Here is a 15,371-nt window from a genome sequence, read left to right as displayed (position 1 = left end):
ATTTTGATGGACCTGAGTGTTGTTGTCCCGATCTATTTTGAAGAAGATAATATCAGGCCGCTGTATGAGGCCATAACAGCGGCACTTGCTCCAACCGGTCTGCAGTACGAAGTTATCTGTGTTGATGATGGCTCCGGTGATAACTCTTTTCCCCTGCTCAAGGAGCTTGCTGCCACTGACCAACGCCTGCGGGTAATCCGTTTCCGCCGTAACTTTGGCCAGACAGCAGCCATGGCAGCCGGTTTTGAGGCTGCCCGTGGTGCGGTGATCGTGCCGATGGATGGTGATCTGCAGAATGATCCCGCTGATATTCCGCTGCTGCTGGAGAAGATCAAGGAGGGTTACGATGTGGTCTCTGGCTGGCGTAAGGATCGCCAGGATACCTTTATTAACCGGAAACTGCCCTCCATGATCGCCAACGGCCTGATCTCCCGCCTGACTGATGTCCACCTGCATGATTACGGTTGTACCCTCAAGGCCTACCGCCGTGAGGTACTGGAGGGGATCGGCCTGTACGGTGAGATGCACCGTTTTGTGCCTGCCCTTGCCTCGCGGATCGGTGCCAGGGTGGCAGAGCTGCCGGTGCGCCATCATCCGCGACTGCATGGCACCAGTAAATATGGCATCTCCCGCACGGTGCGGGTGGTGCTTGATCTGCTGACCGTCAAGTTCCTGCTCTCCTACGCCACCAAACCGATTCAGCTGTTCGGTAAGTGGGGCATCTACTCCATGTTGCTGGCCTGCGGCAGCGGTGGTGCCATGGTCTATATGAAGCTGTTTGCCAATACCAGTATGAACCGTAATCCGCTGCTGATCCTGACCGCCTTCCTGATGTTCATGGGGGTTCAGTTCATCACTCTTGGTCTGCTGGGAGAACTGAATGCCCGCACCTACTACGAATCCCAGGGCAAGCCGATCTACTCTGTAAAGGAACGGCTGAACGATCCTGATGAACATGCCTGAGAAACCGTTGCGTATCCTGATGATCGCTCCCACACCGTATTTTTCGGATCGTGGCTGTCATGTCAGGATCTACGAAGAGGCCAAGGCGTTGATGGCGTTGGGGCATCAGGTGAAGATCGTCAGTTATCACCTGGGGCGTGATCTGGAGCCGGTACCGGTTGAGCGTACACTGCCTATCCCTTGGTACAGCAAGCATGAGGCTGGTCCCTCGTGGCATAAGCCCTACCTGGACCTGTTGTTGCTCTGCACCTCCCTGCGGGTTGCCCGCCAATTTAAGCCGGATCTTATTCATGCCCATCTCCACGAAGGGGTGCTGATCGGCTGGTTGGTTGCCAGACTACGCAGGATACCGCTGCTGTTTGATTATCAGGGCAGCTTGAGTGGTGAATCTCTCAACCACGGATTTTTTGGCACCGGTTCCCTGTTACATCGTCTGTTCCGTTGGACTGAAGGGCGCATTAACCGTTTGGCGGATCTGATCATCACCAGTTCAACACCGGGCAGACAAGAGTTGGTCAAGTTTTGGCAGGTGCCTTTAGATCAGGTGGTTGCCCTGCCAGACGGTGTTGATACAACGGTCTTCCGATATTTTCCCCGCACTGCAGCACGCGAGCGTCTGGGACTTGATGATCAGGTGCCGCTGATCGTCTATCTGGGCCTGTTCAATCAGTACCAAGGGGTTGATCTGCTGATTCACGCAGCGCGGTTGATGATCCAGCAAGGCAGGAACTTCCATCTGTTGCTGATGGGCTACCCGGAGCAGGAGTACCGTCAGTTGGTGGATGAGCTTAATATGAATAGCTTTGTCAGCTTTACCGGCCGGGTTGACTATGCCGAAGCCCCGCAACTTTTGGCAGCAGCAGATTTGGCCGTTTCCCCCAAAATCTCAGACACCGAAGCCAATGGTAAACTGTTAAACTACATGGCCTGCGGTCTGCCGGTGGTGGCCTTTGATGCGCCGGTCAACTGGGAGCTGCTGGGGGATGATGGCATCTATGCTGCCTTTGGTGATGTGGTTGATCTTGCCCGTTGTCTGTCCAGTGCCCTGAGTGATCGAGAGGCGTTACGGCAGCGGGGTAAGCGGTTGCGTACACGGGCTGTTGAACAACTTGCCTGGGAAGTGCGGGTAAAAGAGTTGGAAATGGTCTACAAACAGCTGCTGGCAGTTGAAAAATAATCTGTCCTGGGGTACGGTTCAGGCCATGAACAAGACAAAGCTCTCTTCACTTGATGACTACACCCTGTTTCGTCTGCTCTGTGAGTTAGAGCAGGGCACGGTCTATTCTCAGCGGGAACTGGCCCGCAGACTGGATAGCGCCCTGGGGCTGGTCAATAACTACCTCAAAACGGCATCTGCCAAAGGGTGGGTCCGGGTTAAGGAGCTGTCCAGCAACCGTTGTACCTATCATATCACAGCCAAAGGGACTGCAGAGTTGCGACGACTTGCATTTCTGCACAGTCGCTACCTGGATCGAATTATTCCGGTTGTATTACAAGAGTATCGGCAGTTGTGCAGGCAGTTTAAAGATGAAGGGGTAGAGCGGGTTGCCCTGTGCGGTATAGACGGCTGTGCTGAGTTGGCCTGGTTGGCACTGCATGAGGTTGGTATTGAGGTAGCATTGGTTATGGATACGGATGCCACTGATGAATTATTTATGGGGCGAGAAGTTGTGTCTCTGGCCCGTGCCATGTTAAGCGGTATGTACAAGGTGTTGATCAGCTCCCGCAATCGGGCTGATCTGCTCTATCACGCCCTGTTGGATCTTGGAACTGATCCGATGTCAATCAAGGTCCCGGTTGTATTTTTGGAGAACAGATAATGGAACACGGTGCAAAAATATTTGTGGCTGGCCACCGGGGTATGGTTGGTTCTGCCATTGTCAGGAAGCTGGAACAGGCAGGCTACCACAACCTGGTGCTAAAGACCTCCTCTGAACTGGATCTGCGTAATCAGTCTGCTGTTGCGGCGTTCTTTGAACAGGAAAAACCTGACTATGTCTTTCTGGCCGCAGCGCGGGTCGGCGGGATTATCGCTAACAGCACCCGTAAAGCAGAATTCCTCTATGACAACCTGATGATCCAGACCAATGTGATTCATGAGGCATGGAAAAATAGTGTCAAGCGGCTGCTGTTTCTGGGAAGCACCTGCATTTATCCCAAGTTTGCCCCCCAGCCGATTAGTGAGACTGACCTGCTGACCTCACCACTGGAGCCAAGCAACGATGCCTACGCCATCGCCAAGATTGCCGGTATTGTTCAGTGCCGCTCTTACAACCAACAGTACGGTACCCGCTTTCTGGCAGCCATGCCCAATAACCTTTACGGACCTGGTGATAACTATGACCTGACCGGCTCCCATGTCCTGCCAGCCCTGCTGCGCAAGTTTCATGAGGCGAAGCAATCAGGCTCTCCCAATGTCACTGTCTGGGGTACCGGTACCCCGTTACGTGAGTTCATGCATGTGGATGACCTGGCTGACGCCTCGCTATTTCTGATGCTGCTTGATGAGAAACGGTACGAAAATCTTCTGACGTATTCTGATGCACCAGCCTTGATCAACGTCGGGTCCGGACAGGAAATCAGTATCGCCGGCCTTGCCCAGATGGTGCAGCAGGTTGTCGGCTTTAACGGTGATTTGATCTTCGATACGGAGAAACCAGACGGCACACCCCGTAAACTGGCCGACTCCTCCCGTCTGCATGCCTTGGGTTGGAAACATCGCATAGAGTTTGAGGATGGTGTACGGGATGCGTACAGGTGGTTTGTAAAGAACAAAGTAGCTTCTTGAATAAAGTTTCGTGATTTTTATGAGGAAGTCGTGCTTTGCACATTTTTTCTGTGTTCTAAGGAGTCGTCTGGAAGGCGTACGCCCTTGCGAAAAGTAATTAGAAATACCGGTTGGATGCTTTTTGACAAAATATTCAGACAGGGTGCAGTCTTTTGTCTCAATATTTGGATAATGAGATATCTCGGGCCTGATAAATTTGGTTTGCTAAGTTACGCAACAGCCTTTGTTTCACTGTTTCTGGCAGTTGCTAATCTTGGTTTGTTTGGCATAGTAACCCGTGATCTGGTCAAATACCCTGAGTCTCGTAATGAGATTCTTGGTACTGCCTTACTCTTGAAAGTTGTTGGTGGTCTTTCCGTTGTGCTCCTGGCTGTAACAGCAATACACTTCTTAAGACCCGGAGACACTTTTTCACTATATCTTATTGTCATTGTATCGTCGGGAATGATTTTTCAGGCCTTTGAAGTGTTTGATTTCTGGTTTCTTTCACAGCTCCAGTCAAAAAACAGTTTTTGGGCTAATTTGCCAGGTTTTGTTCTTATTTTTTTTGTAAAAATAGTGCTGGTTGTAACAGGGGCACCGCTGTCAGCCTTTGCTTGGGCAGCATTTTTTGAGATAGTCCTGGCTGCAATGGGCTTTTTGTTTATGTACCACAGAACAACAGGTGAGTTATTTAAACTCCATTTTAGCCTTGCGTGGGCCAAGATGCTTTTGAGGGACAGTTTTCCTCTCATTTTTGCAGGTCTTATGATGATGATTTATACACGTATTGATCAGGTTATGCTTGGACAAATGACAGGAGATGGATCAGTAGGTATCTACTCTGCCGCAGCAAAAATTGCAGAGTTTTGGTACGTGTTTCCTACCATGTTACTGCAGTCACTTTACCCTGGAATTATTGCCGCTAAAAATATTGATTCCAGTGCTTACAACAACTATCTACAACGCCTTTTTGACAGCATGGCAGTTTCTTCCTGGCTTTTTGCCCTACCTTTGTGCCTTTTTGCAAACACCGTGATAACGCTGCTATACGGAAAGGCCTATGCAGGTGCTGCAACCGTTTTATCGGTTTATGTCATGTCTGGAATTTTTGTTATGGTCGGCCATGTGCGTGAGTATTGGGTAACTGTAGAAAATATTACCCGTTTATCACTCTACTCAACATCATTGGGAGCGTTGGTAAACATTATACTTAATTTCATGTTGATTCCACGATATGGTGCAGTTGGAGCCGCGTATGCAACCCTGCTTGCACTTTTTATTGCTAGTTATGCGATAAACCTTCTTAGTCAGCAAACCAGGCATATTTTCAGGATGCAGACAAACGCCATTTTGCTCCTCCCTGCAATTCTAAGATTGAGTAAGCGAGAAGTTCTGAAGGAAACTAAAATAGTTGATTGAAATTGTTAAGGATGCATGTGACCCGTTTTTTCAGGAAACTTTTTGATCGTCTGGGGCGTTGTCGTACTCTCGAGAATGTGTGTGGTGCGTCACATACACGACGTTGTCTTCTTTGTTATGTGGTTGCCCCGTTTTTACATGGAGGAGAACCGAATCCGGCGCATCAGAATCAGTGGCAGGCCCGCGAAATGGCGCGAATTATTGATTCGCTGGGCTATTGCGTTGATGTTATTAACTATGACAATCCAAAGCCCAGCCTGAGATATGGCTATGATCTGCTGATTGACATCCATCCCGGTATAGATCGTCCCTACTTGCCGTATCTGAATCAGGGCTGCCGGAAGATAGCCTACATTACCGGATCAAATCCGGTGGTTGCAAACCGGGCAGAATCTGATCGTCTGGATGATCTTTTTGCCAGAAGGGGGGTCCGGCTTGTACCTCGGCGTCAAGCTCAGCTTTTCCCGCCAGAGGTCTTGGAACAGTTTGACGCCTTCTGTTTGATCGGTAATCAGCAGACCCTGGACACGTATCATGATTTTCACCTACCCAGAACCTTTCTGCTACCCAATACGGGGATTTCAGGAATGGCACCAGAGGATACAAAACGATCATCCAGGAATTTTATGTTTCTTGCCAGTGGCGGTCAGGTCCATAAAGGGCTTGATCTGTTGCTGGAGGTGTTTCCCCGCCATCCTGAACTACACTTATATGTCTGTAGCAGTTTCAAGGGCGAGCAGGATTTCTGCGAACTGTACCGTACAGAGCTCTTCAATACGCCTAATATTCACTCGGTTGGTTTTCTTGATATTACCTCAAGCCATTTTTGTGACATTGCAAACAGTTGTGCATGGATGCTGCTCCCTTCCTGTGCGGAAGGTATGTCCGGCAGTGTCACGGCGGCCATGTCGGTTGGCCTGGTCCCAGTGGTAAGCAGGGCGTGTGGATTTGAGGCTGATCATGCCACGCTCTTGCCCGATTGCCGGATTGAGACAATTGAGCATATGGTGGTGGAGCTCTCTCGCCAAACGGCACAGCAGTTGGCGGAACAGTCTCGTCGTGCCGTCATGATTGTTGAACAGCAGTATGCGCCGGAATGTTATTCCCGCTTGTTTCGACAGGCCCTTGAGGAAACAGTACATGCTGTGTAGTGTCTGCGATTCGGCTACCGTTCTGTTTGGAGAGGCCACGGTACTGGCTCGCCATAAAGCCGTTTTTGTCCGTTGTCCAAAATGTGGCACTCTTGCCATTGAGAACCCGCATTGGCTGCATGAGGCTTACAGTCAGGCCATAACAGTCTCTGATCTGGGGCTGGTTGCCCGTAACCTGGATCTTTCCCGGATAGTGAGGGTGCTGATCCGTCTGTTTTTTAACCCTGCAGGCCGGTTTCTTGATTGTGCTGGCGGATACGGCTTGCTGGTTAGATTGATGCGAGATGCAGGGTTTGATTTTTATTGGCATGATCCCTACTGCACGAACCTGTTTGCCAGCCAGTTTAGTCAGTCAACTGCAGGTGATGGGCCGTTTGAGCTGGTGACGGCTTTTGAAATGCTGGAGCACCTGGAATCGCCAGTGCAGGAGTTTGACCGGATGTTCAGCCTTTCAGAAAACATTCTCTGCACGACCCTGCTGTTGCCTGAACCGGCTCCAAAACCGCAAGAGTGGTGGTATTACGGTCTGGAACATGGTCAGCATATTACCTTCTATACCCGACGTTCCCTTGAACTGATTGCGGAGCGTTTCGGGCGGAGATTTTATACAAATGGTTCTGGCATGCATCTGTTCTCAACACAACAACACTCGCAGCTGTTATTTGGTTTTCTTGCACGTCATAAAGTCGCTCGGTTGCTGGCACCCTGGCTTGGGAGACCCTCTCTTTTGCAGGCAGATTTTACACGGGCAACAGGATTAACGCTTGACAGGAGGAATGTTTGAAAAAAGCTCTTATTACTGGAATCGCCGGACAAGACGGGTCCTATCTGGCAGAACTGTTGCTGTCAAAAGGATATGAGGTGCATGGCGTTGTTCGCCGGATTGCCATTGAGGATAGCGAGCATAAACTCAAAAATATCAGCCATCTGCTTGATCGTATACATCTGCATGTAGCTTCATTGGATAACGTACTTTCTTTAATAAAGGTCGTGCGGACTATTGAACCTGCTGAGTGTTACCATCTGGCCGCCTCAAGTTTTGTCAGTTATTCCTTTGAAGATGAAATCTCGATCCTGAACAATAATGTCAATAACACCCACTATCTGCTGGCAGCCTTACGGGAGTTTGCGCCTGATTGCCGGATCTATTTTGCCGGTAGCAGCGAACTGTTTGGTTCGGTTGTTGCTGCTCCGCAGGACGAAACTACGCCGTTCAACCCTCGCTCCATTTATGGCATATCCAAGATGGCCAGTTACCACCTGCTTAAAAACTACCGAGAACAATACGGGCTTTTCAGCTGTGCCGGTATCCTCTACAACCACGAATCTCCCCGTCGAGGTTATGAATTTGTGACACGAAAAATTGTGTCGTCAGCCGTAAAGATAAAACTTGGCCTTCAGAAAACAGTTGCACTTGGAAACCTTGATGCCCATCGGGACTGGGGCTATGCGCCTGATTATGTGCAGGCGATGTGGCTTATGTTGCAGGCGGATACCCCCGATGATTACGTTGTGGCCACGGGAGAAACCCATTCGGTCAGAGAATTTGTAGAACTGGTATTTACCTCCCTCGGCCTTGACTATCAGGACCATGTGCAGGTTGATCCGCAGTTTTTCCGGCCAACAGAAAAAGTGCGCCTTTGCGGTAACCCGCACAAAATTGAATCTGTTTTAGGGTGGAAGCGCACTGCCTGCCTTTCAGAAATCATAGCGGAGATGGTGACGGCAGAGTTGGCGCTTCATCATCAGGGATAAGGCTGGTTAACGTGCATATAGGGTTAAACGCCATAAGCTTTGTACCTGGCCGGATGGGTGGGATGGAAACCTACCTTCGTAACCTGCTGCAGGTGCTCCAATGCCTTGATTCTGAACATGACTATACCATCTTTTGTGATCAACAGTATGCTGCTGAACTGCCAACTGACCATGAACGTTTTTGCATCCGCCATCTGAACTATGCGCGTCCCTCGTTTAACTGGTGGTTGCGTGGCGTTGGCCGCACATTATTCAAAACTGATATTTTGAAGCGGAGCATGAAGGGGCTGGGAGTGGACCTTATCCACCATCCCTTTACCGTTTTGACTCCTCTGGGCACCGGTATACCGGCTGTGCTTACCTTTTGGGATATGCAGCATGAGTTTTTCCCCGAGTTTTTTGATCAACTGGAGCTGCTGCGCCGGAAACGGAACTACCGTGCTTCGGCTGAGGAGGCTGTGCAGATTATCGTCAGTGCCGGTTTTACCAAGGATTGTCTGGTGGAACGGTACGGCATTTCCTCTGAGAAGATTCAGGTGATTCATACCGGTTATGCCCCCCGGTACCAGGTAGTTGATGATCAGGACAGTTTACAGCAAATCAGGCACAAGTACGGGCTTGAACGCCCTTTTTTGTACTATCCTGCCGCTACCTGGCCCCATAAGAACCACCGGAATCTTCTGAAGGCCCTTGCCATTCTTATGGAACAACACGGATTTGACGGTGAGCTGTTGCTGACTGGCATTGCCATGCAATCCCAGGAGACCGTTGTTGCAGAGATTCAGCAGCTTGGGCTTGCCAATCGGGTCAAGCTGCTCGGCTATCTGCCTGCCGATGAGCTCCCCTTACTCTATAACCTGGCACGAATACTTGTTTTTCCTTCATTTTTTGAGGGATTCGGTATTCCGCTGGTGGAGGCGATGGCCTGTGGCTGTCCGATTATCTGCGCAGAAAGCAGCTCACTTCCCGAGGTTGCCGGGGATGCTGGAGTCTTGTTTAACCCCCGTGATCCTGAAGAACTGGCCGACAAGATCAGCCAGCTCTGGTATGACGATGCCGGATTGCAGGCCATGGCTGAGCGGGGGATACAGCGGGCAAAGCTGTTTACCTGGGAAGAAACAGCGCGAAAAACAGTGCAGGTGTATGAAACGGCAGGGAGATTGCTACGGTGACGTCGGTGACTTTTTCGATCATAACGCCGACCATGAACAGTGCTGCTCATCTGGAGTCAACCATCACCAGCGTTTTGAACCAGCAGGGGGTAACGCTCGAATACCTGCTGATCGATGGCGGTTCTACTGATACAACGCTTGACATCATCAAGCGCTATGCCGCAGCAGATAATCGTATCCGCTGGGTTTCCGAGCCTGACCAGGGCATTGCCGATGCCTTTAACAAAGGTGTTGCGCTGGCACGGGGCGAGGTGATCGGCATCATCAATTCCGATGACCTGTATGAGACAGGGGCACTGGCGGCTGTGCATGACCAGTTTCAGGCCAATCCAGACTGTGATCTGGTGCATGGCGACATGCTGCGCCTGGAAGGGGATCAGCCGCTCTTCAGGATGGTGCCGGGACCGGTGGCTGAAACGATCTGGCGTGAGATGCCGCTCAATCACCCAACGGTCTTTGTCAAGGCAGCGCGGTATCAAGAACTGGGCGGATTTGATGTTGCGCTTCGACTGACCATGGATTACGAGCTGGTGCTGCGCTATTATCGTGCCGGGTGCCGCTTCTGCTATCTGCCCCGTATCCTGGCCCGGATGCGGTACGGCGGTGCCAGTGACAGCCATTTTCTTGCCGTACGCAGGGAGCTGTTCCAGATAACCGTTGCTGCTGGCTATCTACGTTGGAAGGCAGCTGGTTGGTATTTGCGCTATGCTGCTGCAGGCAGCATCAAGCTGTTTTTGCGTCGTACCGGCCTGTATTCCCTGATGCGCCTGCACCCCAAATTTCGACCTCTTTCCGGTGACCAGTCATGAAGATTGCCATAGATGCCTCGACACTTTCCACCCAAGGGGGGCCACGCTCCTACCTGTTGGGGTTGGTGGATGCCCTCCTGCGGATTGATTCAGACAATCAGTATCTGCTGGTCTACAATGATCCGGTCCATTTGGGGCGCTTCCCCGCTGCCCAGGAACTGGTATTACCCGGTAAATCGCCTCTGGCAAGGCTCCGGCGCGAACATCTCCTGCTGCCTGTCCTCTGCAAAAAAGAGAAGGTCGATCTGCTGCACTGTCCTAAAAGCTCAGCTCCTGTGTTGTCACCCTGCCCGGTGGTGGTGACGCTGCATGATCTGATACCTCTGGATTTTCCGCAGTTTGAAACCTTCGCGGCCCGCTGCTACTGGCGGATGCATATCCCCCTGGCGGCCCGCAGGAGCAGCCGGATCATTACCATCTCCGAGTATGCCCGCAGGGGGATCATGGAGCGGTTCAGGGTGTCGCCGGATCGTATTGACGTGATCATGCAGGGGATAGATCGCACGATGGGGCTGCCGCGTGATCCGGCAGAGGGGGAGCGGATTCGCAGGCGCTACGGCCTGCAAAACGGTTATATCCTGTATGTGGGCACGATTCAGCCCCGCAAAAATCTGACGACCCTGGTGGCTGCCTACGCTGCCCTTGATCCGCAGTTGCGGGCAGGTCGCCCTCTGGTATTCGTTGGCAGGCGCGGCTGGATGACTCAAAAGCTGGATCTGGCCATAGCCCGGCACGGGGTTGAGAGGGAGACGATATTTACCGGATTTGTGCCGGATGAAGAGCTGCCCCACCTCTACGACGGCGCTGCGGTTGCTGCCTATCTTTCGCACTGCGAGGGGTTCGGGCGACCTCCGCTTGAGGCGATGACCTGTGGTGTTCCTGTGGTGGTGTCAGATACCGGAGCGATTCCCGAGGTGGTAGGCGATGCTGGCCTGACGGTTAATCATACCAGCAGCAGCGAGGTGAGTGCAGCGCTGACCCGTATCCTGATGGATCATGCCCTAGCAGAGCAGCTACGTCATAGGGGCCGAGAACGGGCGCGTCTGTTTGAGTGGGATGAGGCGGCCCGCCAGACAATCCGCAGTTATCAGGCAGCGGTGAGGGAGCAATGAAGGCGAGAAACACTGATTTTGCGGTGATGGCCGGGATACTGCTCTGTCTGGTTGTGTCCCTCCGGCCAATCTTGTTTACCGATCAGGTGATCCGTGCGCCGGATATTCTGAATGAGTACTACTGGTCTGCCCTGCGGCTTGCTCAGCAGCCGTTTGCTGAGCTGTTCAGTTTTAAGCTGCAGGCGATCTGGGATATTTACGGCAATGGTGGTAATACGCTGGATGGTGGGGGACAGGTCAATCAATTTCTAATCTGGCAGGGGCTGCTGTACAAACTGCTGCCGCTGCCTGTGGCTGTGGCTTGGTTTATACTGCTGTACCTGTTTGTTGCCGCAAGCGGCATCTATGCCTGGTGCAGGGCAGTGGGGACTAGTCGGCTGGCAGCTCTGACTGCCGGGTTGATCTTTGCCCTGGCGCCTGAAACAGCCACCTTGATCAATGCCGGCCATGTCCTGAAGATAGCCACCATTAGTTTTGCCCCCTGGGCCTTCTTCTGCCTTGCCAAGGGCTACCAGGAAAAACGGCTGGTCTGGTTCCTAGCCACCGGTTGTGTGCTGGCACTCCAGTTTTTTCATACCCATTGGCAGATCGCTTACTACACCTGTCTTGCAATCGGTCTGTACGGGCTGTTTCACCTTGTTGTTGAATGGCGGCAGTTATCGCAGCCTGCTGGATGGAACAGAATGCGGATGCTGCTGATGACGCTGCTGGTGCCGCTGTTTTTCCTTTCGTCAGTGGCTATGGACCTGCTGCCGCTTAAATCCTGGTCGCAGGATACCAACCGTGGTGTGCAGTCCGGTTCCAACCAGGGCAAGGGGGGGCTGGATCGCGAAGAGGCGATGCAGTGGTCAATGCCGCCGGAGGAGCTTGCCACCTACCTGATACCGGGGATGTTCGGTCTTTCCCGACAGGAGGCCGGAGATCGGCCCAGGCAGGGTGAGGTCTACTACTGGGGCAGGATGGTCTTTACCCAGACATCAAGCTACCTTGGCCTGCTGCCCTGGTTGCTGCTGCCGCTACCGCTACTGTTGCTGCGCGATCGCCAGACCTGGTTTTGTGCGGCAATCATCGTGATTGGTCTTTTGATTGCAATGGGCAAGTATACGCCCGTCTATCACTGGCTGTTTGATTATTTCCCAGGGATGAATCGTTTCCGGGTGCCCAAGATGTTCCTGTTTGTTCCGCTTGCTGCTTTCTGTCTGATGGCTGCCCGCGGGATAGACCTGCTGCGCAGGCAGGAACTGCTTGAAACGCCGGTGGTCCAGCGATATCTTGCTGCCGTCGTGTCATTACCTCTGCTGCTGGGGGGGCTACTTACCAGCGAGCTTGTCTGGTCTTCCGGGTGGCTGGCAGTATTGTCAGAGCTGCTGCTGCAACCGACCCGCTATCAGCAGGGTGTAGAGCTGGCCACCCAGCGCTGGGTGAATCTGATTGACGAAACAAAGATTGCCATCATGTTTTCGGCCGGCTATGCACTACTGATCTATCAGACTGTCAAAGGTGATCGTTTTCGTGCGTTGATGCCGTATCTGCTACTAATTCTCTTTTTGTTTGATGTTGGGCGTATCAACAGTTCCATGCTGGTGACGACCTCGCTGCCTCAGACGAACCGCCGCGATCACCGTTCTCCGGCGGTTGAATATCTTGCCGCAATGTCAAAGGAGTATCGGGTGCTTCCGCTTGCTTCAGGCAGTGAACAGTATGCACTGCACAAAATACCGGTGCTGTTTACCTCTATGCCGGTCCAGAAACGGCGCTGGCAGGAGTACCTGGATGCCCTTTCATTGCAGTCAGCCCTGCCGGATATTATGAATGTGCGGTGGCTGGTGGCAGATGAAAAACAATATGAACAGAACAAGGGGCATTTAGGCGAACGTTATCCGGTTGTTTTCAGGGGCGGTAATGAGGTGGTGCTGGAGAACCGGCAGGTGCTTCCCAAGGCCTGGCTGGTGAGTCAGGTCAAGGTGGAGACAGACCAGTTACAGAGGCTCAAGCAGATGCAGGATCTGTCTTTTGATCCATCCCGGACTGCTCTGGTTGAATCTGCTCCGCCACTGGCATTGACATCCGCCCCAAAACCTGGAGAGGTGCGGCTTGAACGGTATGAAGGTGAACGACTGAGCTTGTCAGCTACGGTTGCTGCCAACAGCCTATTGGTAGTGGGCGAAAAATACCATAACGGCTGGAAGGCAACAATAGACAGCAAGCCATCCACTATCGTCCCGGTCAACCATATCCTGCGCGGGGTCTACCTGACACCAGGCAAGCATACGGTCGAGTTCTGTTTTGATCCATTGCCGTTCAAGATAGGTAAATGGCTGACTTTGGGTTCCTTTGCTCTGTTTGGGGTTGTGGCGCTGCGGGAATGGTGGCTGCGGAGACGGGATAATGCCGGACCAGCCTGATCTGACCAGAGATGAGTTGAAACGGTTTGGTCTGACGTTGTTGCAGCCAAGGCAGGGGTACCGCTTTAGCCTTGATCCTTTGCTGTTGTGTGACTTTGCCAATGCCAGCCAGGAAACATCAATTGTTGATCTGGGTACCGGCAGTGGGGTGCTGGCGCTGGTACTGGCTCGGATGGCAGTTGACGCCAGGGTGACTGCTTTTGAGCAGGATTCAGATGCTGTGGCGCTTGCTCGAGAGAATGTTCGTCTTAACGGCCTTGATGGTCGGGTGATGGTGTTGCATGAGGATGTGCTGCGTGTCCGGCAGCATCTGCCGGTTTCAAGTTGTGATCTGGTGGTCAGTAATCCGCCCTATCGTAAGCAGGGCAGGGGGCGGTTGAATCCTCACCCCGGCAGGCAGGCTGCCCGCCATGAGACCACGGCCGGACTGGCTGATTTTCTTGCTGCAGCCAAGTATCTGGTCAAGCCGGTAACGGGGCGTATCTGTCTGGTCTATCATGCTGATCGTTTTGTTGAACTGATGGTAGAGGCCGTGGCCCAGAAGCTTGCGGCGGTGCGGTTGCGGATGGTGCATGGTCTGCCGGATGCACCTGCCAAGGTGTTTCTGGTTGAACTTTCAAAGGGAAGAAAAAACGCTGATCTGCAGATTATGCCACCGTTGATCGTGCGCTCTGATCCGGACAGGTACACGGATGAGGTACGCCGTATCCTTGTCGGAAACTAAAAAAGGCGCCGTTGGGCGCCTTTTTTAGTGCATTGGTACGGTGCAGGTTTATTGTTTGATAAACAGCGCCATTTCCATTGTCTCGTTGTCGCCGACATGAATCGGGAAAACAACACAGCGGTAGTGGGTAGGCACGGCCAGCCCACTGGCAGAAGGGTGCAGCGTAACCGGGGGATTGATATCAAGGGTAACCCCCATCTGTGATGCCTTTGCCACAACGTTACCGCAGACGATGTTCACAAACTCCATGACGGTGTCTTCAAGGATTTCATCGTCCTCATTCTCAACATCATCTTCTTTAAGAATTGCCTTGGCGATTGTTTTCTGGATACCAGCTGAGACTGAAAGCAGATAGCGGGCAGTCAGGTCGCCGCTTAAATCCATGGCTGCGATCATGTGATTACAGGAAAGGGTGTCGGTTTCAGTAAATTTACCGGCACGGAATTGCATGCCAAGTACCCTGGTGATCATCTTGTAGGTCAGGTCAACTGTCATTTCCCAAGCAGCAGCGTTTTCTGAAAGCCAGGCTGGTAATTCGACACGGTTGGCAACGTAGGGTGCCTGATCAGCCTTGAACGCCTCTAGGTACTGCTCCAGCTTTTCCGGGGTAAGTGCACCAACCTTGACCAGGGCTTCACCAATGTAGAGGTGAGTTGCCTTTTGGTGAGAAATGACCTCGTCAAGTTGGGTTGGCGAAAGAAAGCCAAGGTCAACCAGCAGGTCACCCAGTTTCATATCTTTTGATAACTGGGCAGAGTGTGCGGTTTCAATATCCTGCTGGGTGATGAACCCCATGGCGACGGCCATTTCACCCAGCTTCAAGTTGGTCCGTTCCTGCAGTTCTATGGCATGGAGCAGTGACTCGCCGGTCACCGCATCCTGCTCAACTAAAAATTGTCCAAAGAATTTTACTGCCATTGGCTTAGCCCCCCAGCCCTGTTAGAGCGCCCGCAGGATACGCAGCACGTTTTCCGTTTCAAACGGCTTGGAAATAACATTTGGTTCTTCCGCAGAATTTATGGGTAACTGACCTGCCGAAGATGGTCTGAGCAGCTACCTGGTGAACGAAATAGAGCATCCCGCCTACAAAT

Annotated in this window: 14 protein-coding genes; 13 read left to right on the top strand and 1 reads right to left on the bottom strand. The window is 52.2% G+C overall.

Going from position 1 to position 15,371, the window contains the following annotated elements:
• Positions 1 to 6: 6 nt before the first annotated feature.
• The 13 genes from B5D39_RS06770 (at position 7) to B5D39_RS06710 (ending at position 14,280) form a co-directional block, all read left to right on the top strand.
• Complete coding sequence (locus tag B5D39_RS06770; RefSeq protein ID WP_078789708.1) at positions 7 to 963, top strand: glycosyltransferase family 2 protein; 957 nt, start codon at positions 7 to 9, stop codon at positions 961 to 963.
• Complete coding sequence (locus B5D39_RS06765; protein ID WP_341865426.1) at positions 950 to 2,140, top strand: glycosyltransferase family 4 protein; 1,191 nt, start codon at positions 950 to 952, stop codon at positions 2,138 to 2,140. The genes B5D39_RS06770 and B5D39_RS06765 overlap by 14 nt, the downstream gene beginning before the upstream one ends.
• 25 nt (positions 2,141 to 2,165) lie before the next feature.
• The gene (locus tag B5D39_RS06760; RefSeq protein WP_161947442.1) at positions 2,166 to 2,783 is read left to right on the top strand and encodes a winged helix-turn-helix transcriptional regulator; all 618 of its coding nucleotides are present in this window, start codon (positions 2,166 to 2,168) and stop codon (positions 2,781 to 2,783) included.
• A complete protein-coding gene (locus B5D39_RS06755) occupies positions 2,783 to 3,751 on the top strand; it encodes a GDP-L-fucose synthase family protein (protein WP_078789706.1) in 969 nt (322 codons plus the stop codon). The genes B5D39_RS06760 and B5D39_RS06755 overlap by 1 nt, the downstream gene beginning before the upstream one ends.
• A gap of 84 nt (positions 3,752 to 3,835) precedes the next feature.
• Positions 3,836 to 5,152, top strand: a complete 1,317-nt coding sequence (locus B5D39_RS06750) for a flippase (protein ID WP_078789705.1) — start codon at positions 3,836 to 3,838, stop codon at positions 5,150 to 5,152.
• A gap of 188 nt (positions 5,153 to 5,340) precedes the next feature.
• Complete coding sequence (locus B5D39_RS06745; protein WP_078789704.1) at positions 5,341 to 6,303, top strand: glycosyltransferase; 963 nt, start codon at positions 5,341 to 5,343, stop codon at positions 6,301 to 6,303.
• Positions 6,293 to 7,087 (top strand): class I SAM-dependent methyltransferase, encoded by a 795-nt coding sequence (locus B5D39_RS06740; protein ID WP_161947441.1) that lies wholly within the window; start codon positions 6,293 to 6,295, stop codon positions 7,085 to 7,087. Before B5D39_RS06745 ends, B5D39_RS06740 begins: the two co-directional genes overlap by 11 nt.
• Positions 7,084 to 8,058: a GDP-mannose 4,6-dehydratase gene (locus B5D39_RS06735; RefSeq protein WP_078789702.1), complete on the top strand. Its 975-nt coding sequence runs from the start codon at positions 7,084 to 7,086 to the stop codon at positions 8,056 to 8,058. The genes B5D39_RS06740 and B5D39_RS06735 overlap by 4 nt, the downstream gene beginning before the upstream one ends.
• Before the next feature lie 62 nt (positions 8,059 to 8,120).
• Entirely contained in the window at positions 8,121 to 9,230 is a 1,110-nt protein-coding gene (locus B5D39_RS06730) for a glycosyltransferase family 4 protein (protein WP_161947440.1), read from the top strand.
• Complete coding sequence (locus tag B5D39_RS06725) at positions 9,227 to 10,039, top strand: glycosyltransferase family 2 protein (protein WP_139366699.1); 813 nt, start codon at positions 9,227 to 9,229, stop codon at positions 10,037 to 10,039. Before B5D39_RS06730 ends, B5D39_RS06725 begins: the two co-directional genes overlap by 4 nt.
• The gene (locus tag B5D39_RS06720; RefSeq protein WP_078789699.1) at positions 10,036 to 11,151 is read left to right on the top strand and encodes a glycosyltransferase family 4 protein; all 1,116 of its coding nucleotides are present in this window, start codon (positions 10,036 to 10,038) and stop codon (positions 11,149 to 11,151) included. The genes B5D39_RS06725 and B5D39_RS06720 overlap by 4 nt, the downstream gene beginning before the upstream one ends.
• Complete coding sequence (locus tag B5D39_RS06715) at positions 11,148 to 13,556, top strand: YfhO family protein (protein ID WP_078789698.1); 2,409 nt, start codon at positions 11,148 to 11,150, stop codon at positions 13,554 to 13,556. Before B5D39_RS06720 ends, B5D39_RS06715 begins: the two co-directional genes overlap by 4 nt.
• Complete coding sequence (locus tag B5D39_RS06710) at positions 13,540 to 14,280, top strand: tRNA1(Val) (adenine(37)-N6)-methyltransferase (RefSeq protein ID WP_078789697.1); 741 nt, start codon at positions 13,540 to 13,542, stop codon at positions 14,278 to 14,280. The genes B5D39_RS06715 and B5D39_RS06710 overlap by 17 nt, the downstream gene beginning before the upstream one ends.
• 48 nt (positions 14,281 to 14,328) lie before the next feature.
• On the opposite strand, the gene B5D39_RS06705 is transcribed toward B5D39_RS06710, so the two are convergent.
• Entirely contained in the window at positions 14,329 to 15,198 is an 870-nt protein-coding gene (locus B5D39_RS06705; RefSeq protein WP_078789696.1) for a chemotaxis protein CheX, read from the bottom strand.
• Positions 15,199 to 15,371: the final 173 nt, after the last annotated feature.

The sequence above is a fragment of the Trichlorobacter thiogenes genome, from assembly GCF_900167465.1.
GTDB classification, from domain to species: domain Bacteria; phylum Desulfobacterota; class Desulfuromonadia; order Geobacterales; family Pseudopelobacteraceae; genus Trichlorobacter; species Trichlorobacter thiogenes.
Note: the sequence above shows the minus strand (reverse complement) of the source record. Positions and strands in the feature narration are given on the sequence as shown.